At 71.0% G+C, this 25,064-nt stretch carries 25 protein-coding genes; 14 read left to right on the plus strand and 11 right to left on the minus strand.

Annotated features, from left to right (window positions below):
- Nucleotides 1–138: 138 nt before the first annotated feature.
- From ACSDR0_RS18760 to ACSDR0_RS18770, 3 genes are all read left to right on the plus strand, one after another.
- The gene (locus ACSDR0_RS18760; RefSeq protein WP_435290112.1) at nucleotides 139–669 is read left to right on the plus strand and encodes a PadR family transcriptional regulator; all 531 of its coding nucleotides are present in this window, start codon (nucleotides 139–141) and stop codon (nucleotides 667–669) included.
- Between the two features lie 127 nt (nucleotides 670–796).
- Nucleotides 797–1,756 (plus strand): ATP-binding cassette domain-containing protein, encoded by a 960-nt coding sequence (locus ACSDR0_RS18765; RefSeq protein WP_435290113.1) that lies wholly within the window; start codon nucleotides 797–799, stop codon nucleotides 1,754–1,756.
- Nucleotides 1,757–1,771: 15 nt separating this feature from the next.
- Nucleotides 1,772–2,521: an ABC transporter permease gene (locus ACSDR0_RS18770; RefSeq protein WP_435290114.1), complete on the plus strand. Its 750-nt coding sequence runs from the start codon at nucleotides 1,772–1,774 to the stop codon at nucleotides 2,519–2,521.
- Nucleotides 2,522–2,553: 32 nt separating this feature from the next.
- On the opposite strand, the gene ACSDR0_RS18775 is transcribed toward ACSDR0_RS18770, so the two are convergent.
- From ACSDR0_RS18775 to ACSDR0_RS18785, 3 genes are all read right to left on the minus strand, one after another.
- A complete protein-coding gene (locus ACSDR0_RS18775) occupies nucleotides 2,554–3,378 on the minus strand; it encodes a MurR/RpiR family transcriptional regulator (RefSeq protein WP_435290115.1) in 825 nt (274 codons plus the stop codon).
- 282 nt (nucleotides 3,379–3,660) lie between these two features.
- Nucleotides 3,661–5,316 (minus strand): urocanate hydratase, encoded by a 1,656-nt coding sequence (hutU, locus tag ACSDR0_RS18780; protein WP_435290116.1) that lies wholly within the window; start codon nucleotides 5,314–5,316, stop codon nucleotides 3,661–3,663.
- A gap of 336 nt (nucleotides 5,317–5,652) precedes the next feature.
- Nucleotides 5,653–7,380, minus strand: a complete 1,728-nt coding sequence (locus tag ACSDR0_RS18785) for an ABC transporter ATP-binding protein (protein WP_435290117.1) — start codon at nucleotides 7,378–7,380, stop codon at nucleotides 5,653–5,655.
- A gap of 479 nt (nucleotides 7,381–7,859) precedes the next feature.
- On the opposite strand from ACSDR0_RS18785, the gene ACSDR0_RS18790 reads away from it, so the two are divergent.
- From ACSDR0_RS18790 to ACSDR0_RS18800, 3 genes are all read left to right on the plus strand, one after another.
- Nucleotides 7,860–9,242: a DUF4331 domain-containing protein gene (locus ACSDR0_RS18790; RefSeq protein WP_435290118.1), complete on the plus strand. Its 1,383-nt coding sequence runs from the start codon at nucleotides 7,860–7,862 to the stop codon at nucleotides 9,240–9,242.
- Between the two features lie 72 nt (nucleotides 9,243–9,314).
- Nucleotides 9,315–10,607, plus strand: a complete 1,293-nt coding sequence (locus ACSDR0_RS18795) for a tetratricopeptide repeat protein (protein WP_435290119.1) — start codon at nucleotides 9,315–9,317, stop codon at nucleotides 10,605–10,607.
- Nucleotides 10,608–10,702: 95 nt separating this feature from the next.
- Nucleotides 10,703–12,394 carry a High-affinity nickel-transporter gene (locus ACSDR0_RS18800; RefSeq protein ID WP_435290120.1) on the plus strand — a complete coding sequence of 564 codons (1,692 nt, stop codon included), beginning with the start codon at nucleotides 10,703–10,705 and terminating at the stop codon, nucleotides 12,392–12,394.
- Between the two features lie 225 nt (nucleotides 12,395–12,619).
- Here ACSDR0_RS18800 and ACSDR0_RS18805 read toward each other — a convergent pair whose 3' ends face one another.
- The 7 genes from ACSDR0_RS18805 to ACSDR0_RS18835 all read right to left on the minus strand — a co-directional run bounded on the left by ACSDR0_RS18805 (nucleotide 12,620) and on the right by ACSDR0_RS18835 (nucleotide 16,760).
- Complete coding sequence (locus ACSDR0_RS18805) at nucleotides 12,620–12,808, minus strand: hypothetical protein (protein WP_435290121.1); 189 nt, start codon at nucleotides 12,806–12,808, stop codon at nucleotides 12,620–12,622.
- A gap of 155 nt (nucleotides 12,809–12,963) precedes the next feature.
- Nucleotides 12,964–13,536 carry a dihydrofolate reductase family protein gene (locus ACSDR0_RS18810; RefSeq protein WP_435290122.1) on the minus strand — a complete coding sequence of 191 codons (573 nt, stop codon included), beginning with the start codon at nucleotides 13,534–13,536 and terminating at the stop codon, nucleotides 12,964–12,966.
- Nucleotides 13,537–13,634: 98 nt separating this feature from the next.
- The gene (locus ACSDR0_RS18815; RefSeq protein ID WP_435290123.1) at nucleotides 13,635–13,817 is read right to left on the minus strand and encodes a hypothetical protein; all 183 of its coding nucleotides are present in this window, start codon (nucleotides 13,815–13,817) and stop codon (nucleotides 13,635–13,637) included.
- 196 nt (nucleotides 13,818–14,013) lie between these two features.
- Complete coding sequence (locus ACSDR0_RS18820; RefSeq protein ID WP_435290124.1) at nucleotides 14,014–14,700, minus strand: nucleotidyl transferase AbiEii/AbiGii toxin family protein; 687 nt, start codon at nucleotides 14,698–14,700, stop codon at nucleotides 14,014–14,016.
- On the minus strand, nucleotides 14,697–15,089 hold the full coding sequence (locus ACSDR0_RS18825) for a hypothetical protein (protein ID WP_435290125.1): 393 nt from the start codon (nucleotides 15,087–15,089) through the stop codon (nucleotides 14,697–14,699). The genes ACSDR0_RS18820 and ACSDR0_RS18825 overlap by 4 nt, the downstream gene beginning before the upstream one ends.
- Nucleotides 15,090–15,183: 94 nt before the next feature.
- The gene (locus tag ACSDR0_RS18830; protein ID WP_435290126.1) at nucleotides 15,184–15,936 is read right to left on the minus strand and encodes a hypothetical protein; all 753 of its coding nucleotides are present in this window, start codon (nucleotides 15,934–15,936) and stop codon (nucleotides 15,184–15,186) included.
- A gap of 104 nt (nucleotides 15,937–16,040) precedes the next feature.
- Nucleotides 16,041–16,760 carry a FadR/GntR family transcriptional regulator gene (locus ACSDR0_RS18835; RefSeq protein ID WP_435290127.1) on the minus strand — a complete coding sequence of 240 codons (720 nt, stop codon included), beginning with the start codon at nucleotides 16,758–16,760 and terminating at the stop codon, nucleotides 16,041–16,043.
- A gap of 87 nt (nucleotides 16,761–16,847) precedes the next feature.
- Between ACSDR0_RS18835 and ACSDR0_RS18840 the strand changes: the two genes are divergently transcribed.
- Genes ACSDR0_RS18840 through ACSDR0_RS18850 form a run of 3 tightly spaced genes read left to right on the plus strand, consistent with a single transcriptional unit; the run spans nucleotide 16,848 to nucleotide 20,310 of the window.
- A complete protein-coding gene (locus ACSDR0_RS18840) occupies nucleotides 16,848–18,191 on the plus strand; it encodes a glutamine synthetase family protein (RefSeq protein ID WP_435290128.1) in 1,344 nt (447 codons plus the stop codon).
- 2 nt (nucleotides 18,192–18,193) lie between these two features.
- Nucleotides 18,194–19,540 carry an aldehyde dehydrogenase family protein gene (locus ACSDR0_RS18845; RefSeq protein WP_435290129.1) on the plus strand — a complete coding sequence of 449 codons (1,347 nt, stop codon included), beginning with the start codon at nucleotides 18,194–18,196 and terminating at the stop codon, nucleotides 19,538–19,540.
- 5 nt (nucleotides 19,541–19,545) lie between these two features.
- Nucleotides 19,546–20,310: a 3-oxoacyl-ACP reductase gene (locus ACSDR0_RS18850; protein WP_435290130.1), complete on the plus strand. Its 765-nt coding sequence runs from the start codon at nucleotides 19,546–19,548 to the stop codon at nucleotides 20,308–20,310.
- A 6-nt stretch (nucleotides 20,311–20,316) separates the two neighbouring features.
- On the opposite strand, the gene ACSDR0_RS18855 is transcribed toward ACSDR0_RS18850, so the two are convergent.
- On the minus strand, nucleotides 20,317–21,336 hold the full coding sequence (locus ACSDR0_RS18855; protein WP_435290131.1) for a LacI family DNA-binding transcriptional regulator: 1,020 nt from the start codon (nucleotides 21,334–21,336) through the stop codon (nucleotides 20,317–20,319).
- Between the two features lie 247 nt (nucleotides 21,337–21,583).
- On the opposite strand from ACSDR0_RS18855, the gene ACSDR0_RS18860 reads away from it, so the two are divergent.
- The 5 genes from ACSDR0_RS18860 to ACSDR0_RS18880 form a co-directional block, all read left to right on the plus strand.
- Nucleotides 21,584–22,036: an extracellular solute-binding protein gene (locus ACSDR0_RS18860; RefSeq protein ID WP_435290132.1), complete on the plus strand. Its 453-nt coding sequence runs from the start codon at nucleotides 21,584–21,586 to the stop codon at nucleotides 22,034–22,036.
- Nucleotides 22,033–22,842: an extracellular solute-binding protein gene (locus ACSDR0_RS18865; protein WP_435290133.1), complete on the plus strand. Its 810-nt coding sequence runs from the start codon at nucleotides 22,033–22,035 to the stop codon at nucleotides 22,840–22,842. Before ACSDR0_RS18860 ends, ACSDR0_RS18865 begins: the two co-directional genes overlap by 4 nt.
- A gap of 71 nt (nucleotides 22,843–22,913) precedes the next feature.
- Nucleotides 22,914–23,852, plus strand: a complete 939-nt coding sequence (locus tag ACSDR0_RS18870; protein ID WP_435290134.1) for a carbohydrate ABC transporter permease — start codon at nucleotides 22,914–22,916, stop codon at nucleotides 23,850–23,852.
- Nucleotides 23,852–24,808: a carbohydrate ABC transporter permease gene (locus tag ACSDR0_RS18875; RefSeq protein WP_435290135.1), complete on the plus strand. Its 957-nt coding sequence runs from the start codon at nucleotides 23,852–23,854 to the stop codon at nucleotides 24,806–24,808. Before ACSDR0_RS18870 ends, ACSDR0_RS18875 begins: the two co-directional genes overlap by 1 nt.
- An 86-nt stretch (nucleotides 24,809–24,894) precedes the next feature.
- The coding region (locus tag ACSDR0_RS18880; protein WP_435290138.1) for a glycosyl hydrolase 2 galactose-binding domain-containing protein at nucleotides 24,895–25,064 on the plus strand (170 nt) is incomplete at its 3' end.

The following is a 25,064-nucleotide window of genomic DNA, read 5'->3' on the forward strand; positions in this document are numbered from 1 at the left end:
CGATCACCTTACTCGGGGCGGAACGTCTCCGGCCCGGGACATCCCGGCGTCACCGCGAGAACGTCCGGCGCGGGGAGCGGAAGCCCGCCGTCCCCCGCGGGCTTGACACTGTACTCAAACTTGAATACAAACTTGAGCATGTCTTCCACCCGAACCCTGCTGCTCGGCGTGCTGCTCGACGGCCCGCTGCACGGCTACGAGGTACGGCGCCGCCTCGAACTGTGGGGCGCCGACAGCTGGGCCAACGTGGCCTACGGCTCGATCTACCACGGCCTGGCCAAGATGGCCGAGGAGGGGCTGCTGGAGATCGTCGAGCAGGGCAGGGGCGGCAAGACGGTCTACGGCATCACCGAGGCGGGACGGGCCGACTTCCACCAGCAGCTGATGAACAGCTGGTGGTTCCTGAAGCCGATCGTCGACCCCTTCCAGGTCGCGCTCACCTTCATGGACCGGCTTCCCCCTGCCGACCTGGTCAACGCCATGGAGGCGAGGACCGAGCAGCTGCGGGCGTCCATCTCGATGATGCGGCGGGCGCTGGGCGGCAAGCAGGGCTACGGAGCCCCCCGGCACATCGACGAGTGCCTCCAGCTCAACATCCGCCAGTTCCAGGCGCAGCTCGACTGGATCGAGGCGTCCATGGCCGATGTCAAGGCCGGAAAACTGCCCTGAGATCCGCTCCGGACTCCGATCTCCGGACTCCGATCTCCGGTCCCCGAAGCCCCCGGACGGTCGCCGGGCGAGAAGGCCTCCCCCTCGGTCCCACGAACCTTTTCCGCACCCCCTACGACGGAGAGCCATGATCATCGAAGCGCACGACCTGCGCAAGACCTTCACCACCAGGCGCGGCAGGGACAGTCCCCGGGAGGTCGAGGCCGTCAAAGGCGTCGACCTGTCCGTCGCCGAGGGGGAGATCTTCGCCTTCCTCGGCCCCAACGGCGCGGGCAAGACCACCACGATCCGGATGCTCGCCACCCTCGTGACCCCCACCTCCGGCACCGCCCGGGTGGCGGGCCACGACGTGGTCACCGAGGCGGCCAGGGTGCGAGAGAAGATCGGCTACGTCGGCCAGGGAGGCGGCGTGGACGAGAACTCCCCCGGCCGCGAGGGCCTGATCCTCGCCGCCAGGATCGGCGGCATGTCCCGCGCGCGGGCGAAGGCGCGAAGCGAGGAGCTCCTGGCCGCCTTCGACCTGGCCGAGCTGGCCGACCGTCCCGTACGGACTCTGTCCGGCGGCCAGAAGCGCAGGTTCGCCCTCGCCGTCGGCCTGGTCAACCACCCGCCGCTGTTCTTCCTCGACGAGCCCACCACCGGCCTCGACCCGCAGAACCGCGCCAACCTGTGGGACGAGGTGCGCTCCCTGCGCGAGCGGGGCACCAGCGTGCTGCTGACCACCCACTACCTGGAGGAGGCCGACGCGCTCTGCGACCGCCTGGTCATCATCGACCACGGCCGCGTCGTCGCGGAGGGCACCCCCGCCGAGCTCAAGAAGGAGGTCGCGGGCGACGTCGTCACGCTCCGCCTCGACCGGGCCTCCGAGGCGCGGGCGCTCCTCGACGCCGAGCCGTACGTCAGGGAGGTCCGCGAGGAGGAGGACGTCCTGCGCGCCTACCTCGACGACGGGGAGCACAACCTGCCCGCCCTGCTCCGCGCCCTGGAGTCCGGGGGGCTGCCGATCAGGTCGATCTCCCTGGACCGGGCCACGCTCGACGACGTGTTCCTGCGCCACACCGGCCGTTCCCTGCGCGACGCGAACTGAACGACAAGGACCCCCGTGCTTCGACACACGATGCTGTTCCTGGGCTACGAGCTCAGGGCCACCCTGCGCAACCCCGTCTGGCCGCTGTTCGGCCTGATGCAGCCGATCCTCTACCTGCTCCTCTTCGCGCCGCTGGTGGCCAACACCACCGCGGGCGGCACCATGGGCGACACGCTGCGGATGTTCACGCCCGGCGTGATGATGATGATCGCCCTGTTCGGCTCGCTCTTCGTGGGCTTCGGCATGATCAACGAGATCCGCAACGGCTACCTGGAACGGCTCGCGGTCAGCGCCGCCTGGCGTCCCGCGATCGTGCTGGGCCGCACCCTGCGCGACATGATCGTGCTGGTCGTCCAGGCCCTGCTGGTGATCGCGCTGGCCACGCTGATGGGCATGCGGGCCAGCGTGCCGGGCCTGGCGCTCATGCTGGTGCTGATGGCCGCCACCGGACTGCTCGCCTCCGGCCTGTCGTACGGCATGGCGCTGGCGCTGCGCGACGAGAACGGCATGTCGCAGATCATGCAGCTCTTCGCGATGCCGCTGATCCTGCTCACCGGCATCATGCTGCCCATGTCGCTGGCCCCCGACTGGATGCGGGCGGTCGCGCAGTTCAACCCGCTCTACCACGCGGTCGAGGCCGGCCGGGCATTGTTCGACGGCGACTTCTCCGACGGCTCGATCCCGCTGGCCTTCGGCCTCATCCTGGTCCTGTCCGCGATCAGCCTGCGCTGGTCGGTCGGCTCGATGAAGCGGCTCGCCGGATAGGCCCGGCTCGGCTGACGGCGCCTCTCGCGCCGTCAGTCGAGCTGCTCGGTGAAGACCCCGGCCTGGTCGATCATCCGCTCGTACTCCTCCAGCCTGGCCTGGGTGCGCAGCGGCGCCGCGTCGGCCATGGCCTCCACCAGCACCATGGCCAGGGCCAGCGGCCCCGCGTGCGAGTCGAAGACCAGCCGCTCGCCGACGGGGGCGGCCAGGATCACGTCGGCCTCGAAGGGCACGTCCCGCCGGTCGGTGATCACAGCCGTACGCAGGCCGAGGTCGCGGGCGCCCCGCAGGGCCTGCACGGCCTCGGCCGGGTAGCGGGGCAGGACCACCGCGACCAGCCAGCCCGCTCCCGCCCGGCGCGCGGCGTACAGGCCGTCGGCCAGCTCGGAGCCGCCGTGGGTCAGCAGGCGGACGTCGGGGTGGATCCGGCGCGCGAAGTAGGCGAACGTGGTGGCCAGCCCGCTCGACACCCGCAGGCCCAGCACCGGCAGGGGCTCGCATCCCGCCAGGTTGGCGCCCAGCTCCGAGAGGTCCGAGGGGTCGCTCAGCGCTTCGCGCACGCTCCGCAGGTTGTCGATCTCCACGTCGATCGCGGTCTGCAGGTCGTTGGCCCGCGACGGCTTCCTCCCGCCCACGACGAGGGGCCGCAACGCCTGCCTGAGCTCGGGGTATCCCGCGAAACCGAGCACCATCGCGAACCTCGTCACCGACGGCTGGCTGACCCCGGCCCGGTCGGCCAGCTCCACGCTGGACAGGAAGACGGCCTCGGACAGGTGGTCGGCCAGGTAGCGCGCGATCCGCCGCTGCACGGGCGACAGCCGCCGCCCCTCCAGCAGTTGGTCGAGTCCGTCACCCACGCCCCCTCCAACCGCTCGAAGCCCCGCGGGCATTCCCGTCCCGTCCCGCCCCGCTGTCGTTCATACACCTTGGCGGGACGGGAGGGAGCGGCGCCGGGAGGATCCGCGCGCCGCGATCGGGACGCGGCACGCGGATCGGGACGCGGCACGCGACACGCCGGCCGGGAGGCGGCACGCGGACCGGCGCCCGCGCGTTCCCGCCGGGAGCCGCGTGCCCCCGGTCGCGGCCCGCGCCCGGAGCCGCGGGACGGCGAACCGGTGAGCACCGCGCGTCTCGCCCGGTCAGGACTCGCGCATCGGGACGCGGACGCCCCGCTCCTCGGCCACGGTGACGGCCTCGTCGTATCCGGCGTCGACGTGGCGGATGACGCCCGTGCCCGGGTCGTTGGTGAGGACCCGGTTGAGCTTCTCGGCGCCGAGCCTGGTGCCGTCGGCCACGGTGACCTGCCCGGCGTGGATGGAGCGGCCGATGCCGACGCCGCCGCCGTGGTGGATGGAGACCCACGCGGCGCCGGAGGCGACGTTGAGCATGGCGTTCAGCAGCGGCCAGTCGGCGATCGCGTCGGAGCCGTCGGCCATGCCCTCGGTCTCCCGGTACGGGCTCGCGACGCTGCCGCAGTCGAGGTGGTCGCGGCCGATCACCAGCGGTGCCTCGATCTCCCCCGAGGCCACCATGTCGTTGAACCGCTCCCCGGCCAGGTGGCGCTCGCCGTACCCGAGCCAGCAGATGCGGGCGGGCAGGCCCTGGAAGTGGACCTTCTCCCCGGCCAGCCGGATCCATCTGGCGAGCGGCTCGTTGTCGGGGAACAGCTCCAGGATCGCGCGGTCGGTCTTGGCGATGTCGGAGGCGGCCCCGGACAGCGCGGCCCAGCGGAACGGGCCCTTGCCCTCGCAGAACAGCGGCCGGATGTAGGCGGGCACGAAACCGGGGAAGTCGAACGCGCGGGTGTAGCCCGCCAGCTGCGCCTCGCCCCGGATCGAGTTGCCGTAGTCGAAGACCTCGGCCCCGGCGTCCTGGAAACCGACCATGGCCTCCACGTGAGCGGCCATGGACTCGCGGGCCCTGCGGGTGAAGCCCGCCGGGTCCTTCTCGCGCTCGTCGGCCATGTCCTCGAAGGCCACGCCGACCGGCAGGTACATCAGCGGGTCGTGGGCGGACGTCTGGTCGGTGACGACGTCGATCTCGGCGCCCCTGCGGAGCAGCTCGGGCACGACCTCGGCCGCGTTGCCCTCGACGCCGATGCTCAGCGGCCTGCGCTGGTCACGGGCCTCGTACGCCAGGCGCAGGGCCTCGTCGAGGTCGGCGGCGCGGACGTCCAGGTAGCGGTGCTCGATCCGCCGGTCGATCGACCTGGGGTCGCAGTCGACGCAGATCACCACGCCGCCGTTCATCGTCACGGCCAGCGGCTGGGCACCGCCCATGCCGCCGAGCCCGGCGGTCAGCGTGATCGTCCCGGCGAGGCTTCCGCCGAACCTCTTGGCGGCCACGGCCCCGAAGGTCTCGTAGGTGCCCTGCAGGATGCCCTGGGTGCCGATGTAGATCCAGGAACCGGCCGTCATCTGCCCGTACATGGTCAGCCCGGCGGCCTCCAGGCGCCGGAACTCCTCCCAGTTGGCCCAGTCGGGCACCAGGTTGGAGTTGGCGATGAGCACCCGGGGGGCCCACTCGTGGGTGCGGAACACTCCGACGGGGCGGCCCGACTGCACCAGCAGCGTCTCGTCGCCCTCCAGGGTGGTCAGGGTACGGGTGATCGCGTCGAAGGAGCGCCAGTCACGGGCGGCCTTGCCCGAGCCGCCGTAGACGACAAGCTGTTCCGGATGCTCGGCGACCTCGGGATCGAGATTGTTCTGGATCATGCGGAGTGCCGCCTCCTGCGGCCACCCCTTGGCGGTGAGCGTGGTACCGCGCGGCGCGCGCACGATCCGGCTGCCGGACATGCCCGACCTCCCCATCAAGAATGAATGAACGTATTCATATTTGGTCACCCGGAGGCTACAGGTCAACCCGGAAAAGGGGGTGCCGCGGGCAGCACGCCCGTGGCACCCCCTGGTGGTGGCCGTAACGATCGTCACGCCCCGCTCCTCGCCCCGCACGGACGGGACCGGGTGATCGAATGCGGCGCGCGCCCGATGGGCGCTCCGATGCGAAGGAGAGGCTCCGCACAGGCGGGGATGCCCGGTTCACCGGACAGCGAATCAGCCCCTCGACCCAGTGTCCGAATTATTCCTTTTTGAGCCATATGAATTTACACAACCGAGCCGACGGCAGCAGGGCTAGGTGGGCAGCAGGAACTGGGTGGCGGCCAGTTCACGGTAGAGGGCGTCGTCGGTGAGCAGCTCGTCGTGGGTCCCCACGGCCCGCACCCGGCCCGCCTCCATCACCACGATCCGGTCGGCCCCCGCCACGGTGGAGAGGCGGTGGGCTATCACCAGCACGGTCGTCTCCGCCGCCACCTCCGCGATCACCTCGCGCAGCCGCAGCTCGTTGACCGCGTCGAGCTGGGAGGTGGCCTCGTCGAGCAGCAGGAGCCGAGGGCTGCGCAGCAGGGCACGGGCGATGGCGACCCGCTGGCGCTCGCCGCCGGAGAGCATGATCCCCCGATGGCCGACCCGGGTCTCCAGCCCCTCGGGGAGCCGGGAGACCAGATCCTCCAGCCGGGTGCGGGCGAGCACCCGCCAGATGTCGGCCTCGTCCACGCCCGGCGCGGCGAAGACGAGGTTCTCCCTGAGCGTGCCGTCCAGCACCGGCGCGTCCTGCTCGACGTAGCCGAGGCAGGCGCGCAGCTCGGCGAGCGGCCAGTCCGCGATGTCGCGGCCGTCGATCGTGATCGTCCCCGCCTGCTGCTCGTAGAACCGCTCCAGCAGGGCGAAGATCGTGGACTTGCCCGCCCCCGAAGGTCCCACCAGGGCGGTCAGCCCGCCCGCGGGCACCTCGAAGGAGACGCCGTCGTGGACGACCGGCCTGTCGTCGCCGTAGCGGAAGGCGATGTTCTCGAAGACGACCCCGGCCGGGGCCCTGCCGACCTCGTACACCGCGCCGTCCGCCTCCTCGGCGGGAAGCTCCTCGATCTCGCGGATCCGCTTCACCGCGGCCAGGCCGTTCTGCACCTGCGTGAAGCCCTGGACCAGCTGGCCGATGGGGGCGACCAGGTAGAACAGGTACAGCAGGAAGGCGATCAGCGAGGAGACCTCCAGCGCGCCCGAGGAGACCCGCGCGCCGCCCACGCCGAGCACGGCCACGAACGCCAGCTGCGCGGACACCCACGCCGAGACACCGGCGATCGAGGTCAGCCAGGCGACGGCGATCCCCCGGTCGCGCGCCTCGCGGGCCGCCTCGCCCACCGCGGCGATCTCCCGCTCCTCGGCACCGCTGGCCTTGACCGTGCGGAACGCCTGGAGCACCCGGTCGAGGACCGCGCCCATCTCGCCGACCGCGACCTGCGCCTGCATCGAGGCGCGCTGGATGCGGGGCATGATCAGGCTGACGAACCCGCCGACCACGACCAGCACTCCCAGCGTGATGAGCAGCAGCAGCCCATCCATGATCGCCATCATCACCACGGCGCCCACGAGCATGAACAGCGAGCTGACCGTCTCGACCACGCCGTTGGTGAACACCGCCCGCAGCAGCGTGGTGTCGGAGGTCACCCGGGACATCAGGTCGCCCGGCTTGAGCCGGTCGACCTCGGACACCCGCAGCCGCAGCATCCGGTCGACCAGGGAGCGCCGGGCGGAGAAGACGATGCCCTCGCCCATCCGCTCCAACACGTAGCTGCCCAGCGCGCCGATGACCGCGCCCAGGAGCACCGCGGCGGTCAGGCCCAGCACCGGGCCGACCAGGGAGCGCTGCTCGCCGAAGGCGTCGATGACCGTCTTGGCCATGAGCGGCATCGCCAGACCGGCCAGCGAGCCGACGAGACTGAGGCTCCCGCCCAGCAGCAGGGCTCTTCTGTGGGGCCGTATGTACGCGACCAGCAACCGCCACGACGCGGTCTCGGGCACCGCGCCCCCTGCGTCTCCCGCGTGCTTCGTGTCCCCCGTGGTCCCCGTGTCCCCCGACAATGTGACCCCCGGCAATGTGTCCCCCTCCGAAGCGACGTGATCGGCCTCAGGCCGCTTTTCCTGTCTACCGCGCATGAGCCCACCTTGAGCGTCTCGCCCTGTTTTATGGCTGAAAGTCGATGACGTCAATGTAGGTTGACACCATCAATGCTGTCAATCAAGGTTGACGTAAAGGGGTCGGCGGCGCGGTCGTACGGAGCGCCGGGGAGCGCGGCGGGCAGGCCGGTGGGCGCGGCAGGGAAGGCCGGTGGGCGCGGCGGGGAGAGCCGGTGAGAAGGCGGCGGAAAATCGTCCCGCCCGGTGCCAATCCGGGGAGGGCGCGGCTGCGAATGGGAGGGCGAGGAACCCGGCCGGATCCCTCCCTACCCCGTACCCACAGCCGGTCACACCGTGGCCGGCGGCCGAAAGGACCAACTGACATGGAGCTCCGGATCAACCGGCGCGCCCTGATCGGCATGGGCGTCATAGGGGCGTTGACCGCTTCCTCGTTCGCCCTGCTGAGAGCCGAGACCGGCACCGCCTCCTCGCACCGCGAGGCACCGATGATCGCGGGTGACCCCCGCAACGACAACACCGACGTGTACGCGTTCGTCAGCCCCGACAAGCCCGACACCGTCACGCTGCTGGCCAACTTCATCCCGTTCGAGGAGCCGACCGGCGGGCCGAACTTCTACCAGTTCGACACCAACTCCCGCTACAACATCAAAATCGACAGCGACGGCGACGCCAGGCCCGACGTCGTCTACCAGTGGACGTTCCGCAACGACGACCGGCGCGGCAACGACACCTTCCTGTACAACAACGGCCCGATCACCTCGCTGAACGACAAGAACCTGCTGTTCAGGCAGCGCTACAAGCTCACCAGGAGCACCGCCGCCGGCACCCGGACCCTGGTCGCCAACGGCGTGGTGGCGCCGAGCAACACCGGCCCGGCCTCCGTCCCCGACTACGGCAAGCTGCGCGCCCAGGCCGTCAAGAGCCTGCCCGGCGGGGGCAAGGTGTTCGCCGGGCAGTCGGACGAGGCGTTCTTCGCCGACCTGCGGGTCTTCGACCTGCTGTACGGCGGCGACCTGTCCGAGGTCGGCCAGGACACGCTCAAGGGCTACAACGTGCACAGCCTGGCCCTGCAGCTGCCCAAGGACGAGATCGCGCTGCGCGGCGACCCGAAGCGCAACCCCGTCGTCGGCGTCTGGTCCACCGTCGACAAGTGGAGCCCGAAGGGCTTCGTCCAGGTCTCCCGCCTGGGCCAGCCGCTGGTCAACGAGGTCGTGGTCCCGGCCGGGCTGAAGGACGCCTTCAACGCCCTGCCGCCGGACCAGGACGCCGGGGTCCCCGCCGTCGTCAAGCGCGTCACCGAGCCGGAGGTGCCCAAGCTCCTGGAGGCCATCTACGGCCTCAAGGCGCCGAAGACGCCCCGCAACGACCTGGTGGAGATCTTCCTCACCGGTATCGCCAAGGAGAACGGCCCGATCAAGGCCGACCTCAACTCGCAGAGCCTCAACAAGGACGGCGGGAAGCTGCGCCCGTCGGAGATGTTGCGGCTGAACATGGCGATCCCGCCCGCCACGACCCCGAACAGGCTCGGCGTGCTCGCCGGCGACCTGCAGGGCTTCCCGAACGGCCGCCGCCTCGGCGACGACGTGATCGACATCGCCCTGCAGGCGATGGCGGGCGCCGCGCAGACCGGCAAGCTCGTCGACGCGCTGGCCACGGGCGACAAGGTGGACGCCAACGACAAGCCGTTCACCACGGTGTTCCCCTACATCCCGCTGCCGGGCAACACGTCGGTGAACGCGAGCTGACGCCGAGGCGCGGGGCCGGTTCCCTCCGGCTCCGCGCCCCGCGCGCTCCCGCCGACCAGAGGGGTGCTGACCATGAAGACTTCCGCGAAAGCCCGTACGGCCGCGGCCGTGCTGGGCCTGGCCGCGGCGCTGACCCTCGGGGCGGCGCTGATCCCCGGCGACCGGCCCGCCCCCGCGCCCGCCGCGGCCCGGGTGGAACTCGGCGAGACGCCCGTCTCCGCCGTCTCCCTCGACGGCGCGATCAAGGCGCTGACCGCCAGGCTCCGGCGGCTGCCCGCCGACCACCTCGCCTGGGCACGGCTCGGCTCGGCCCACATCCAGCGGGCGCGCGTCACCGGCGACCCGTCCTACTACCCGCGCGCCGAGGAGGCGCTGGCCAGGGCCACCGCGCTGAGCCCCGGCGACCCGGAGGTGCTCACGGGCCTGGCCTCGCTCGCCGCCGGGCGCCACGAGTTCGCCGAGGCCGTACGGCTGGCCCGCTCCTCGGTCGCCGCCAACCCCTACGGCCAGGGCGCCCACGCGGTACTGGCCGACGCCTACACCCAGCTCGGCCGGTACGGGGAGGCGACGCGGGCCGTCGACAGGATGATGGAGCTCCGCCCCGGCGTCGTGGCCTTCACCCGGGCCTCCTACGACGCCGAACTCAGGGGCGACCGCACGATGGCCCGCCGGATGCTGGAACACGCGCTCTCCGACGCCTTCTCCCCCGACGACGTCGCCTACTGCCGCCACTACCTGGGCGAGCTGGCCCTGCACTCCGGTGACCTGCGCGGCGCCGCCGAACAGTACCGGCTCGCACTGGAGGCCGCCCCCGGCTTCGTCCCCGCCCTCGCGGGAAACGCCAGGGCCGCCGCGCTCGACGGGCGCACCACCGAGGCGATCGACCGCTACGCCACCGTGGTCGCGCGGCTGCCCCTGGCCCAGTACGTGGTCGAGTACGCCGAGGTGCTGGCCGCCGCGGGCAGGGATCCCTCCGAGCAGTGGTCCCTGCTGCGGGCGCAGCGGAGCCTGACGCGGGAGGCCGGGGTGCTGGACGACCTGACCTGGGCCGAGTACGAGGCGGACCACGGTTCTCCGGCGCTGGCCGTCACGCACGCGCGGGCCGAGTACGCCCGCAACCCGAACGTGGTCGCCGCCGACGCCCTGGCCTGGGCCCTGCACCGCGACGGCCGCAGCCGCGAGGCCCTGCCGTACGCGAGGAAGGCGACCGCCACCGGCTGGCGCAACGCCCTCCTGCTGCACCACCGCGCGGAGATCGAACGCGCCCTGGGCATGGCCACGGAGGCGAGGCGCTCCGCCGCCCGCGCCCGCGCGGCCAACCCCTCCTTCTCCCCCGGCCTCCCCGCCCTCGCGAGGTTGTCATGAAGCTCACAGAGGTCCAGAAACCGATGACAGCGCCGAGAGTCACGAAGGCGTCGAGGCCGTCGAGGCCATTGAGGCTCGCGAAGGCGGCACGCGCGGTGCTGGGCACGGCCCTCCCGGTCGCGGCGGTCGCGATGTGCGCGCTCACCGTCCTCGCGCCCCCGGCCGCCGCCACCACCGCCACCACCGCCACCACCGCCACCACGACCGCGACCGGCGCGGCCACCACGGCCGCGACCGGCGCGCGGGCCGCGCACCCGCTGGGCAACTTCACCGTCAACCACTACAACGGCCTGCGGATCGGCCCTGACCTGGTGGAGAACCTGGCGGTGGTGGACAGCGCCGAGCTGCCCACCCTCCAGGCCCGCCCCTCGGTGGACGCCGACGGCTCGGGCACGGTCTCGGACGCGGAACGGTCGGCGTACGGCACCGCCCGCTGCGCCGAGCTCGCCTTCGCGCAACGCCTGACGGTGAACGGGACCGCGACGCCCTGGCGCGTCGCCGAGAGCGCCTTCACCTACGAGCCCGGCCAGGGCGGCCTGGAGACCACCCGCCTGACCTGCCGTCTCTCCGCCGCCGCCTCCCCCCTCGAAGCGACCGGGACGACCGAGACGATCTCGTTCGGCGACGGGTATCTCACCGACCGGATCGGCTGGCGGGAGATCACGGCCGTGGCGTCGGGAGGGGTACGGCTGGCGCGGTCGTCCGTGCCGGGCACGAGCGCCAGCCGGGAACTGCGGGCCTACCCGGACGGCCTGCTGTCCAGCCCGCTCGACCAGCGCACCGCCGAGCTGGGTGTGGCGCCCGGGACCGGATCGGTGGCGGTCACGCTCCCGCTCGTACCCGACGGGCCGATCGCCGACGCGCTGGCCACGCTGGACCGCACGTTCACCGGCCTGATCGGCACCGACTCGCTGACCCTGCCGCTGGGGCTGCTCGCCGTCCTGCTGGCCACGGTCCTGGGAGCCGGGCACGCCCTCATTCCCGGCCATGGCAAGACCGTCATGGCCGCCTACCTCGCGGGCAGGAGGGGCCGCCCCCGTGACGCGCTGATCGTCGGCGCCACCGTGACCGCCACCCACACCCTGGGCGTTCTCGTGGTCGGCCTCCTGCTGAGCGCCTTCTCCGCCCTCACGGGAGAGGGGGTTCTCGCCTGGCTCGGCCTGGCCAGCGGCCTGCTGATCTCCGCCGTGGGCATCCGCCTCCTGCTGTCCGCCTGGCGCGCCTACCGCACCGGCGAGGCCCCGCCCCACGGACATGGTCACGGTCACTTCGGCCATGGGCACGGGCACTTCGGCCACGAACATGGCCACGGCCACGGGCACTCCGGCCACGGGCACGGACAACTCGCCGAGGAGGGCCGTACCGTGGCGCTGCTGGAGCGGGAGGGGACCGATCTCGGCGAGGAACCCGCCCGGTCGCGGGACGGCGGAGCCGCCCGTGCCGAGCACCGGAAGGCGGCGCCCTCGAAGGGCGGGCTCGTGGGCATGGGAGTGGCCGGAGGGCTGGTGCCCAGCCCGTCGGCGCTCGTCGTCCTGCTCGGGGCGATCGCGCTCGGCCGCACCTGGTTCGGGATCGCGCTGGTCCTGGCCTACGGCGTGGGAATGGCGGGTACGCTCACCGCCACCGGACTGCTCCTGGTCAGGCTCACCGGGCGGCTCGACCGCCTGGCCACGGCGGGCGGCGGCCTCGCGGCCCGCGTCTCGGCCCTCGCCCCGGTCGGCACCGCGGCCGTCGTCGTCCTGCTCGGGCTGGGGCTGGCCCTGCGGAGCCTCACGGGATCCCTCTGAGTGGCCCGGCGGGCCGGTGAACCCCGGCGCCGCGCGGGCCGCCGCCGGACACCCGGCCCGGCCGCCTCGGAGGCGGCCCCCGGGCGCCGGTGTTCCGCCGGCCCCGGAAGGATCACGGGATCGCCTCGGGGCGGTCCGCCGCGAACCGGTGTCCCGCCGATCCGGAGTCGGCTCCGAGAGGAACCCATCGGCGGGACACCGGCATTCGGTGCGGCGGGGTGGGAGTCAGCGGCGGCGGGCGCCGTACTCCTTGCGCATCTCCGCGACGGTGTCCAGGATCTCGTCCTGGGTCTTCAGGAGCTTCGCCTCGGCCTCCTCGGTCCTGGCCTCGGCGACCATACGCCGGTCGCCCGTCCGGCTGCCCAGCTTCCGCTTCGCCCTGGCCTTCATCGCGCGCAGGTTGAGCTTCTCCATGAGACCCATGATCAGCACCCTTCAGCAGAGAGGACCGTCAACTGCCCGGCGGGCGGCCGAATATGCGCCTTACAGCTCGTTTCAAATGAACGGCGTGTTGGCTGCTGACGGCCGCCTGGCCGCCACCGGGCCCGGACCCGTCCGGTGCGGGCGATTCACCCCCGCGCGACGTCCCTGACGCCGTACCGCAGATAGACCACGCCGTCACCGAAGCGCCGCTCGTCCAGCAGTTCCAGGTCGACGCGCACATCGTCGGGGAAGAACGCGCTGCCGCCGCCGACGATCACCGGTCCGACGAAGAGGTGGTACTCGTCGACCAGCCCGGCCCGGATCGCCTGCGCCGCCAGGTGCGGCCCGGCGACGGCGATGTCGAGGTCGGTCTCGGCCTTCAGCCGTCGCACCGCCTCCGGGTCGAACGTCCGCTCGATCCGGGTCCGTTCGCCGGTCACCTCGCGCAGCGTCGTGGAGTAGACGATCTTGTCGGCGGCCTGCCAGATCCGCGCCCACTCCAGGCTGAACGGCTCCTGGCCCGGCATCGTGTGCGCGGTCTCCCAGTAGGCCATCGTGTCGTACATCCGGCGGCCGTACAGGTACGTGCCGATCGATCGCCCGTGCTCGTTGATGAACCTGTGCGACTCCTCCTCGGGGCGGCCCCAGCTGAAGTCGCCGTCCCTGTCGCTCGTGTGGCCGTCGAGTGACGTGATCATCGAGTAGACGAGCTTGCCCACGGTGTGCCTTCTTTCCTGTGCTGACGATGGATCCCACGATCGATGTGCGGCCTGCCGCCGGCGATCCGCGCGGGACGCTCGCGGCCATGGCCGGGCCCCTACCGGGGGCGTGTGACGCGGAGCCGCGCGTCGGTGACGTTGTCGAAGCGCGAATCCCCGCCCCGGATCAGGACGAAGTGCCTTCGCACGTCGGCGCTGCAGGCCAGCATGGGGCCGGACGGCGCGAGGTCGTCGCCGGTGAGCTCCTTGCCCGTGGGGAGGCGGGCGTTGAGCGCCGCCATGGCCGCGACGGGATCGTCGGCGGGGCCGGCCGGTGGCCGAGACGGGCCGGCCGCCCGCCGGTAGGCGACACACCTGATCGGAGGCCTTCTCCCGAACGTGGCCCCAGCCCCAAAGTAGCTCCGGGTCATCGCGTCGACACTGTGTGACCTACGGGATGGAGGTCACGGTGAAGGTCGTCCCGGCGCTCCGGTCCTCTCAGTCGGGGTCGGGAACGTCGTCGTAGTCGACGTCGCCCTCCTCGGCGCGGCGGAGACCGATGTCCTCCACCCAGGCGCAGGCGAACCGGCGGATTTCCATGATCCGCTCGCCGTCCACGCCGTAGGCCTCGAAGTCCTCGTCGGCGATCAGGTCGACGAACTCCAGCCGCATCACCAGCTCGGCGAGCTCGAACTCCTCGTTGTGCAGGCGGGCGAGGTGTTCGAGCTCGCGGAAGCCGTACAGGTGGGAGACCGAGGCGATGTCGATGACGTCGCGGGCGAGGCTGCGCTCGTGCAGGGCACGCATCTTCAGGCCGACCGCGTCGTCCAGGGAGACGACGGAGACGTCTCCGACGATCACGGGCTGCTGCTGGAACGCCTCCCTGAGCAGGTCGAACTCGCAGCTCTGCTCGGTCACCGGGTCGCTGACCACGAGGCGGCCCATCCGGGGCGTCACCTCCGTCAGGGTGACCTCGAGCCCGGCCTCCCTGAACGCCTCGGCCATTCCCTCCGCGACCTCGGGCAGCGGTGTCTCGGCCGCGGTGGCGAAGTCGAGGTCGTTGCTCGGGCGTTCGGTGAAGCCGTGGGCGTTCATCGCGTAACCGCCCGCCAGGACCAGCCCGAACCGGGTGCAGGCGGGCAGCGCGGCCTCCAGCATCCGCTGCTGGAAGGGAGGCAGGATCACCGCTCCCACCCCGGTGGCGCGGCGCCCGTCGCGGTCTCCGCCTCGGCGTCGCGGCCCGTCCCGGCGCCGGACCTCCACCCCAGAGCGGTGATCTTGGTTTCCCAGGCCCTCCGGTAGCTCGGCCCGATGCCCCTGCGCAGGGTCGGCCAGTCGGCGACGAGGAGCTCGGCGTTCAGATACGACTCGGCGTCGGACCGGCCGCCGCCGGTGATGACCGTACGGTAGAGGCTCATCCGCAGCAGCGGGTTCACCAGGTCGAACTCGGTGAGCCCGGACCAGCCGAGGTGGACGGGCAGGGCGACCTTCCCCGTCGACGGGCCGCGCAGGTCGGCCAGCGATTCGGGGACGCGCTGCTCCACGCCGTCCCATCGGGACGGAAGCGTACTCACGTCCCCCAGTATGCCCGCCATTCGCCCGAGGTCCACGGGGCGCGCGGGCTCGGAGGCGGGACGCCGGCCGAAGGTCCGGGCGCCGGGTGGAGGCTCAGAGGCGGGAACGGCGCCGGGTGGAGGGCAGGTCGTGCCGGCCGGAGAGGAACTCCTGGAAGGCGATCTTGCCGCGGATCGCCGGGCGGCGCCAGCGCTCCTCGCGGCCCTCGGCCCTGGCCATCTTGCGGGGCTGCGGGCGCCGGGAGCCCGGCGCGAAGAACCAGTGGGCCCAGGGCGACCCCGGGCGGGCCAGCCGTACCGCGCCGGGTATCAGGAGGATCGGGACGAACAGCCCGGCGAGACCCGTCCAGATCTTGCCCTTGAGCAGCGTGATCACGGCGAGCACGAGGTTGGTCACGATGAAGCCGACCGTCAGCCACGCGCCCCGGGGGGTGCTGTCGTACTCCTCCCAGCCGAGGGGGCGCAGGCCGATCAGGAGCAGGGCGGTGATCGCGACGGCGATGAACACGGCGTCGACCGACGCGCGGCCCTCCTCCTCCCAGTAGACGTCGTGCAGGTGCAGGATCAGCGCGAACTCGTCCAGGATCAGGGCGGCTCCGGCGCCGAAGACGGCCGCCGTCACCGCGTACCAGCCCTCGGAGACCCCCGAGACGAGGAGGCCGGACACCCCGCCGAGCAGGGTCAGCACCACGCCGAACACCACGTGGTGGATGTGCATCTCGCCGACGTTGACGTTGCCGAACCAGCCGATCCTGGCGCGGATGAGCCGGACGTTGACCCTGGTGAACAGGAAGACGGCGATCAGCGCGACGAAGAAACAGAACAGCGGCAGCCGTCCTGTGTCCATGATCCGCTCTCGGAACAAATCCCCCACCGTCACTCCAGGCTATGTGAGAAAAACCTCCCCGCGGGCGCGGGCTTCCCGGGTGGCCGTTCAGGGCGCGTCGTGCGTCAGGCGAGGAACCCCCGCAGCAGGGCCGCGGTTCCCTCGAGGTGCTCGGCCACGGCGCGGCGCGCGGCCTCCGGGTCCCCGGCCAGGACGGCCGTCACGATCGCCTGGTGCTGGACCGCGGCGTGCTCGATGTTGCGCTGGAGCACCGGGATGGCGTTGAGCAGGTCGGTCACCCGGAGCCTGGCGTCGGCGCAGGCCCCGGCGAGCAGGGCCGAGCCGGTCAGCTCGGCGATGGCCAGGTGGAAGGCCGTGTCGAGGCGGCGGTAGTCGTCGGGCCCGGCCGAGTTGACCTCGCGCAGCTTTTCCCGCAGGGTCTCGCGCCGCTCCGGGGTCAGCGGGGTGGTGGCGAGCACCTGGGCCGCGCCGCACTCGACCGCCATCCTGAAGGTGAGGGCGTCGGACAGGTCGTCGGTGCCCATGTCGACCACGGCCCTGCGCAGGTCGTCCCGGTGCGGGTGGGGCGGGGCGTAGGTGAGGAAGGCGCCGCCGTACCGGCCGCGGCGCACCTCCAGGTAGCCCGCGTCCTGCAGCTCGCGGATGGCCTCGCGCAGCGTGACCCTGCTGATGCCGAGCTGGGCGGCGAGCTCCCGCTCAGGCGGCAGCTTCTCGGACACCAGCCCCAGCTTGATGACCTGGAGCAGGCGTTCCACCGTCTCCTCGAACGCGTTGCCCGCGCGCACCGGCCGCAGCACGGCCGTCAATCGCGACAGCTCGTCCAATTATCTCCTCCGGCCCTTGACAAGGCTCCCCCCGCTACACGTCAATGGTCTGACACTAGCCCAATAAGACTCCGACGAGGAGGGCATGTGGACGTCCCCGAGCTTCACGACGAGGTACGGGCGGGGCGGATCGACACCGTGCTGCTGGCGGTCGTCGACATGCAGGGCCGCCTCCAGGGGAAACGCCTGTCGGCGCGCTACTTCCTGGAGGAGGTGGTGCGGCACGCCTCCGAGGGGTGCAACTACCTGCTCGCGGTCGACGTCGACATGAACACGGTCGACGGTTACGCCATGTCGTCATGGGAACGCGGATACGGCGATTTTGTCATGAAACCCGACATGTCCACTCTGCGCCGTGTGCCGTGGCAGGAGGGGACGGCCCTGGTGATGGCCGACCTGGTCTGGGAGGACGGCTCCGACGTGACCGCCTCGCCGCGCCAGATCCTGCGCAGGCAGCTCGCCCGGCTGGACGAGCGGGGCTGGGGCGCCTTCGTCGGGACCGAGCTGGAGTTCGTCGTCTTCGACGACACCTACGAGGACGCCTGGCGCCGCGGCTACCGCGACCTGACGCCTTCCAACCTCTACAACGTCGACTACTCCCTCCTCGGCACCGCCAGGGTCGAGCCGCTGCTGCGCAGGATCAGGCTCGGCATGGAGGGCGCGGGCATGTACGTCGAGTCGGCCAAGGGCGAGTGCAACCTCGGCCAGCACGAGATCGCCTTCCGCTTCGGCGAGGCCCTGTCCAGCTGCGACAACCACTCGATCTACAAGAACGGCGCCAAGGAGATCGCCTCCCAGGAGGGCAAGGCGATCACCTTCATGGCCAAGCCCAACCAGCGCGAGGGCAACTCCTGCCACATCCACATCTCGCTCAGGGACGCGGACGGGGAGCCGGTCATGGCCGGTTCCGAGCCGCACGGGCTGTCGGCGGTGGGACGGCACTTCATCGCCGGCCAGATCGCGCTGATGCGCGAGCTGACCCTGCTGTACGCGCCGAACATCAACTCCTACAAGCGGTACGTGCCGGGCAGCTTCGCCCCCACCGCGGTCAAGTGGGGCGTGGACAACAGGACGTGCGCGCTGCGCCTGGTCGGCCACGGTCCCTCGCTGCGGATCGAGAACCGGGTGCCCGGCGGCGACGTCAACCCCTACCTGGCCGTCTCGGCACTGATCGCGGCCGGCCTGCACGGCATCGAGAACGAGCTGCCGCTTGAGGACGCGTTCACGGGGAACGCCTACTCGTCGGGCGCGGAGACCGTGCCGAGCACGCTGCGCGGCGCGCTGGAGCTCTGGGAGGGCTCCGAGTTCGCGGCGGCCGCCTTCGGCGAGGACGTCGTGGCTCACTACGCGAACAACGCCCGGGTCGAGCTGGCCGCCTTCGACGCGGCGGTGACCGACTGGGAGCTTTTCCGGGGATTCGAACGGATGTGAATGTGAAGATCATCAATCCGGCGACAGAAGAGGTGGTCGCCGAGGTCGAGATGGCGGACGCCGCCGAGACCGACAGGGCGGTGGAGCGTGCCAGGCGCGCCTTCTCGACCTGGCGGAACGTCGGCCCGGGAGACCGGGCCCGGCTGCTGCGCCGTTTCGCCTCGCTGGTGCGCGAGCACGCCGAGGAGCTGGCCCTGCTGGAGGTCGCCAACTCCGGGCACACGATCGGCAACGCCCGCTGGGAGGCGGGCAACGTCGCCGACGTGCTCGACTTCTACGCGGGGGCGCCCGAGCGCAACCACGGCCTGCAGATCCCGGTGCCCGGTGGGCTGGACGTCACCTTCAGGGAGCCGCTGGGCGTCGTCGGCGTGATCGTGCCGTGGAACTTCCCGATGGTCATCATGACCTGGGGGGCGGCCCCGGCGCTGGCCGCGGGCAACACCGTGATCGTCAAGCCCGCCGAGTGGACGCCGCTGACCGCCCTGCGGGTGGCCGAGCTGGCCCTGGCCGCCGGTCTGCCCGAGGGGGTGTTCCAGGTCCTGCCCGGGGCCGGGGAGGTGGCGGGCGCCCGGCTGGTCGAGCACCCCGGCGTGGCGAAGATCGTGTTCACCGGCTCGACCGAGGTGGGCAAGGAGATCGCCGCCACGTGCGCCGGGCAGGTCAAGCGGCTCACCCTGGAGCTGGGCGGCAAGAGCGCCAACGTGATCTTCGCCGACGCCGACCTCGGGAAGGCGGCGGCGACCGCGCCGTACGCGGTGTTCGACAACGCGGGCCAGGACTGCTGCGCGCGCTCCCGGATCCTGGTCGAGCGCTCGGTCCACGACGAGTTCCTGGCGCGGTTCGGGGAGGCGGTGCTGAACGTCAGGGTCGGCGACCCCCGCGACGAGGCCACCGAGATGGGCCCGCTGATCAGCGCCGAGCACCGGGAGCGGGTCGCCTCCTTCGTCACCGAGCCGCCCCACCTGCGGGGCACGTGCCCGCAGGGGCCGGGGTTCTGGTTCCCGCCGACGGTCCTGACGCCCGGCTCGGCGGACGACCGGGCGTTCACCGAGGAGATCTTCGGGCCCGTGGTGTCGGTGGTGCCGTTCGACGACGAGGCGGACGCCGTGCGGATCGCCAACGACACCCCGTACGGCCTGAGCGGGTCCATCTGGACCCGCGACGTCGGGCGGGCGCTCCGGGTGGCCAGGGCGGTCGAGGCGGGCAACCTCAGCGTCAACTCGCATTCGAGCGTCCGCTACTGGACCCCGTTCGGTGGTTTCAAGCAGTCGGGCCTCGGCCGCGAGCTGGGCCCCGACGCCCTGTCATCGTTCACCGAGACCAAGAACGTCTTCATTTCCGAGGAGTAGAAGCGATGCTGCGTTTGCAGGACCGGGTAGCCGTCATCACCGGCGCCGGAAGCGGGATCGGCCTGGCCACCGCGCGCCGGTTCGCCGAGGAGGGGGCCCGCGTCGTGTGCGTGGACCTGGACGAGACGACCGGTTCGGCGGCCGCCGACGAGGTCGGCGGGCTGTTCGTGCGGGCCGACGTGACGAGCGAGGAGGACGTCGCCCGTGTGTTCCAGACCGCGTTCGACACCTACGGCAGCGTGGACATCGCGTTCAACAACGCGGGCATCTCCCCGCCGGACGACGACTCGATCCTGGAGACCGGCATCGATGCCTGGCGCCGGGTCCAGGAGGTCAACCTCACCTCGGTCTACCTGTGCTGCAAGCACGTCATCCCGTACATGCGGCGGCAGGGCAAGGGGTCGATCATCAACACCGCGTCGTTCGTGGCCGTGATGGGCTCGGCGACCAGCCAGATCTCCTACACCGCCTCCAAGGGCGGGGTGCTGGCCATGTCCCGCGAGCTGGGCGTGCAGTTCGCCCGCGAGGGCATCCGGGTCAACGCCCTGTGCCCGGGGCCGGTGAACACGCCGCTGCTGCGGGAACTGTTCGCCAAGGACCCCGAGCGGGCGCAGCGCCGCCTGGTGCACATCCCGGTGGGCCGCTTCGCCGAGGCGCCCGAGATCGCCGCCGCGGTGGCGTTCCTCGCCTCGGACGACGCCAGCTTCATCACCGGCTCCGAGTTCCTGGTGGACGGCGGCATCTCCGGCGCGTACGTCACGCCGTTCTGACGCCCGTCACCGGCGCCTCGGCACACCGGTGCTGCCCCGCGGGGTGAGCCTGGCCGTCTCGGTCTGGATGCCGGCGACGTGCTCGCCGGCGATCAGTGCCAGCAGGGCCCGCGCGGCCTGTGCCCCGTAGTTGGGGATGTCCCGCCCGAGAGCGGTCAGGGCGGGCCGCACCACCTGGGAGAGGGGTGAGTCGTCCCAGGCCACGAGGGACAGGTCCGCGGGCACCTCCAGCTGCATCTCCTGCGCGACCGAAAGCCCGGCGACGGCCATTATGTCGTTGTCGTAGACGATCGCCGACGGCCGGTTCGCGGTGCTGACCAGCCGTCGCGTGGCTCGTGCCCCCTCCTCGCCGGTGTAGTCCGTGTGCACGATGGAGTGGCCGGTGAGGCCGAGCTCCTCGCACGCGGAGGTGAACGCCTGGTCGCGCAGGACGGTGTGCACCAGGTGCGGCAGCCCTGCGACCCTGGCGATCCGGCGATGGCCGAGCGCGGCGAGATACTCCACCGTCTCCCGCATGGCCGCACCGTCGTCGGACCAGATGGGGGCCAGCGAGCCCGTCTCCGAGGGATGGCCGATCACCACGGCCGGCAGGCCCAGCCCCTCGATCTCGGGTATGCGCGGGTCGTCGAAGTGCAGGTCGACCAGGATGATGCCGTCGACGCGGCCCTCTCCCCACCACCTGCGGTAAACCTCCGTCTCCTGCGCCTGGCCGGTCACCACCTGCAGGAGCAGCGCGTAGGAGCGGGATGAGAGCTCGCTCTCGATGCCGCTGATCAGCTCCATGAAGAACGGCTCCATCCCCAGCACCCGCGCCGGGCGGCACAGGGTCAGGCCGACGGCGCGGGCCTGTGCCCCGTTGAGGGCGCGCGCGGCACTGTTGGGCTGCCAGCCGATCTCCCGGGCGATGGCCTTGATGGTGTTCCTTCTCGCCTCCGACACGCCGGGACGGTCGTTCAGCGCGTAGGAGACCGCGACCTTGGACACCCCCGCGCGACGAGCGATGTCAGCGATCGTCGGTCGCTTCACGAGACCCCCACCTGAACCGGTTATCCAACGCGTTCTCGCTGCGTACTTTACTACGCGCCGTCCCGATCTCCGATGATCCCCCTGGCATGCACCGCCCCGACATCGGAGGCGCTGGACCACGGCCGCGAATCAAGGATGCGTCACATCGTCAACGCACCGTTGACATCGTTGTCTCAGCGGCCGTACCTTCATCCTGCTTATCCGGTTAAGTTAACTCCGCCTCATCCCTCCATAGCAGGAGGACGCCGTGAACAAGCGCATGGCCGCCATGGCCGCGATCACTTCTATCGGACTGCTGGCCAGCGCCTGTGCGACCAGCACGCCCCCCGCCGCCGAACAGGCCCCGACCACCGGTCCGGCCAACCCCACGTTCTGGATGACCGGTTCAGAAGACGAGGCCCTGGTCATGCAGAAGGCCGCCGATCTCTACACCCAGAGTCACCCTGACGTGAAGGTCAAGGTCTCCGCGCTGAGCTGGGACGACGGCCACGCCAAGGTCCTGGCGGCGGCGACCGGCAAGAGCGGCCCCGACATCGTGTCCGGCGGCCTGTCGTGGGGCATCGAGTTCGGCGGTCTGGGCGGCATGGTCGACCTGCGGGACCAGGGAATCCCCGAGGCGGTCAAGGCCAGGACGCAGCAGGGCGTCTGGGAGTCGATCACCTCTCGCGACGGAGCGGTCTACGGCACCCCCTCGACATGACCGTCTACCTGACCTACTACCGCAAGGACCTGCTGGAGAAGGCCGGGGTGAAGCCGCCCAAGACCTGGGAGGAGCTCACCTCCGCCATGGACAGGCTCAAGGCCGACGGCGTCAAGGTGCCGTACTCGATGGACTGGGGCAACATCGACTGGCTGCAGTACTTCAACTTCCTGCGCCAGGCCGGCGGCACGCTCTACACCCCCGACTGCAAGCCCGCGCTGAACAGCGACGCGGGCGTCACAGCACTCAACTACTGGGCCGACCTGTACAAGAAGTACAAGGCGCCGACCCAGACGGCCGAGGTGCCCGCGGCGCTGGCCAACGGTGTCGCGATGGTCTCCGGCGGTAGCTGGCAGATCAAGGCCGTCGACACCGCGCAGCCCAAGATGAAGGGCAGGTGGGCCACCGCCCCGCTGCCCGCCGGCCCCGCCGGGCAGGGCGTTTTCATCGGCGGCCGGATCGTCGGCGTCATGTCCTACAGCAAGCACGCCGCCCAGGCCGCCGACTTCATCAAGTCCCTCTACACCCCCGAGGCGGTCAAGGTCATCACCGACACCGCCGCGGCGCGCGGCCTGCTGTGGATCTCTCCCCTGACCGACAACATCGGCGACCTGCCCGCCACCCCCGACCAGATCGAGGCGATCAAGGCGGCCTTCGCCGCCGGGTACGGGCCGTCGAACTGCCCCGGCTGGGAGACCAGCCAGGCCGAGGTGACCAAGAAGCTGCAGGAGGTCATCTACGGCAAGTCCGAGGCCAAGGCCGCCCTCGACGCCGCCGCCAAGATCATGGAGCAGAACGCGGGCTGACCGCCGCTCCCGCTCCGGGCCGGCCGCGTTCTCAGGGTCGGCCGGCCCGGTCCCATCGAAAGGGGGACACGATGGCCACCGCTGCCGTCAATCGCCACAAGGGTCGTCACACCGGCCCCGGCAACAGGCGCGTACGGCGGAACATGACGTCCTACGTGATGCTCCTGCCGTTCCTGACCTTGTTCGCGGGCTTCCTGATCTGGCCTCTGCTCAACTCGCTCTACCTCAGCCTCACCAGGTTCAACGGCGTCAAACCGCCGGAGTTCGTCGGCCTGGCCAACTTCGAGCGCCTGCTGCGGGACGAACGCTTCCTGCACGCGCTGTCCAACACCCTCGTCTACGTCCTCACGGCCGTGGTGCTCACCAGCGGTTTCGCGCTCGCGCTAGCACTGGCCTTCCGCGGACAGGGCTGGGGCGACCGCCTCATGCGCACGATCTTCTTCCTGCCCTCGGTGACGTCGACGATCGCCCTCTTCCTGATGTGGCGCTGGATCTTCGCCGCGGAGGACTACGGCCTCGCCAACACCCTGGCCGGCTGGTTCGGCGTCGATCCGGTGGCCTGGCTCGCGACTCCCGGGCTGACCATCCCGATCATGGTGTTGATGGCCTCCTGGTCCGGCATGGGCTACGCGATGGCCATCTTCGTCGCGGGCATCAACGCCATTCCCGAGGAGTACTACGAGGCGGCCAGGATCGACGGCGCCACGACCTGGCAGCAGTTCAGGGGCATCACGCTGCCGCTGCTGCGTCCGGTCACGACCTACGTGGTCATCACCACGATGATCGCCGCCTTCCAGGTCTTCGAAGCGGTCTACATCGTCTTCCGCCAGGTCAGCAGCGTGGGCGGCGTGCTCGACTCCGGCCTCATGATCGTGCCCTACCTCTACGACATGGGCTTCACCAAGTTCCAGCTCGGCTACGCCTCCGCGATCGCCTGGGCCCTCTTCCTGATCATTTTCGTCATCAGCCTGGTGCAGTTGCGCGTCGGCCGCGCCACGAGGGAGCTGTGATGGCAGTCGAGACCGACCTCCCCCGCCGCGCCGGCGCGCCCGCGCGACGCGGTGTCCATGTCCGCCCCGGCAGGCCCCGCTTCCGCACGGGGTGGGCGAAGGCGCCGCTCTACCTGCTCGCGGTCACCATGGTCGTCCCCTTCTACTGGATGGTGATCACCGCCTTCAAACCGGTCTCGGAGATCACCAGGAACCCGCCGTCGTTCATCCCGGAGAGCCCGACGACCGTCGGCTACAGCGACCCGGAATGGCTGCCCGACGTCGACAACCCCGGCCACGTGGCCGGCCTGTTCCAGCGCTTCACCGAGGTGGAGCTCGGTTTCTGGCGGTTCGCGATCAACAGCGTCGTCATCGCCGCGGTGGTCACCGTCCTGGCCCTGCTGGCGGCCTCCCTAGCCGCCTACGTGATCACCAAGCACGACATCAAGGGCCGCAGGGTGATCTTTCTCATGATCCTCGGCTCGATGATGATCCCCTGGCAGGCCACGCTGGTTCCCAACTATCTGGTCGTGCGCAATCTCGGGTGGATCGACAGCTACCTCGGCTACATCGTCCCGGCGATCCCCAAGGCCTTCGTCGTCTTCTTCCTCGTGCAGTACCTGCAGTCGATACCGAACGACCTCATCGAGGCGGCCAGGATCGACGGCGCCGGGGAGTGGCGCATCTGGTGGCAGGTCGTCCTGCCGCTGCTGCGGCCCGCGCTCGCCGCGATGTCGATCTTCGTGATGCTCAACGAGTGGAACAACTTCCTCTGGCCGTTGATCATCGTGGAGAGCGACCAGATGGCCAACCTGCCCGTGGCACTGGCCCGGCTCAACTCGGCCTTCACCGGGGCCCAGCACATGGGGGTGATCATGGCCGCGTCGCTGCTCGCCTCGCTGCCGACGGTCGTTTTCTTCCTGCTGTTCCAGAAGCACTTCACCCGCGGTATCGCCATGTCCGGTCTCAAGGGCTGACCCGGCCCGAGCCGCACCACTCTTCACCCCGGCCTCAAGGGCTGACCCGGCCCAGGTCGCACCACTCTTGACCAAGGAGAACCCACTTGAGCATCTACCGTCCGCTGCACGACGGCTGGACCCTCACGGCCGTCTCGGAGGACGTCCGGATCGCGGGCGTGGCCGCCGCCGTACCCGGCTGCGTGCACACCGATCTGCTGGCCGCCGGGCTCATCGAGGACCCGTTCCTGGACGACAACGAGAACCGGCTGACCTG

The organism is Streptosporangium sp. G11, assembly GCF_051192615.1.
Lineage (GTDB): Bacteria > Actinomycetota > Actinomycetes > Streptosporangiales > Streptosporangiaceae > Streptosporangium.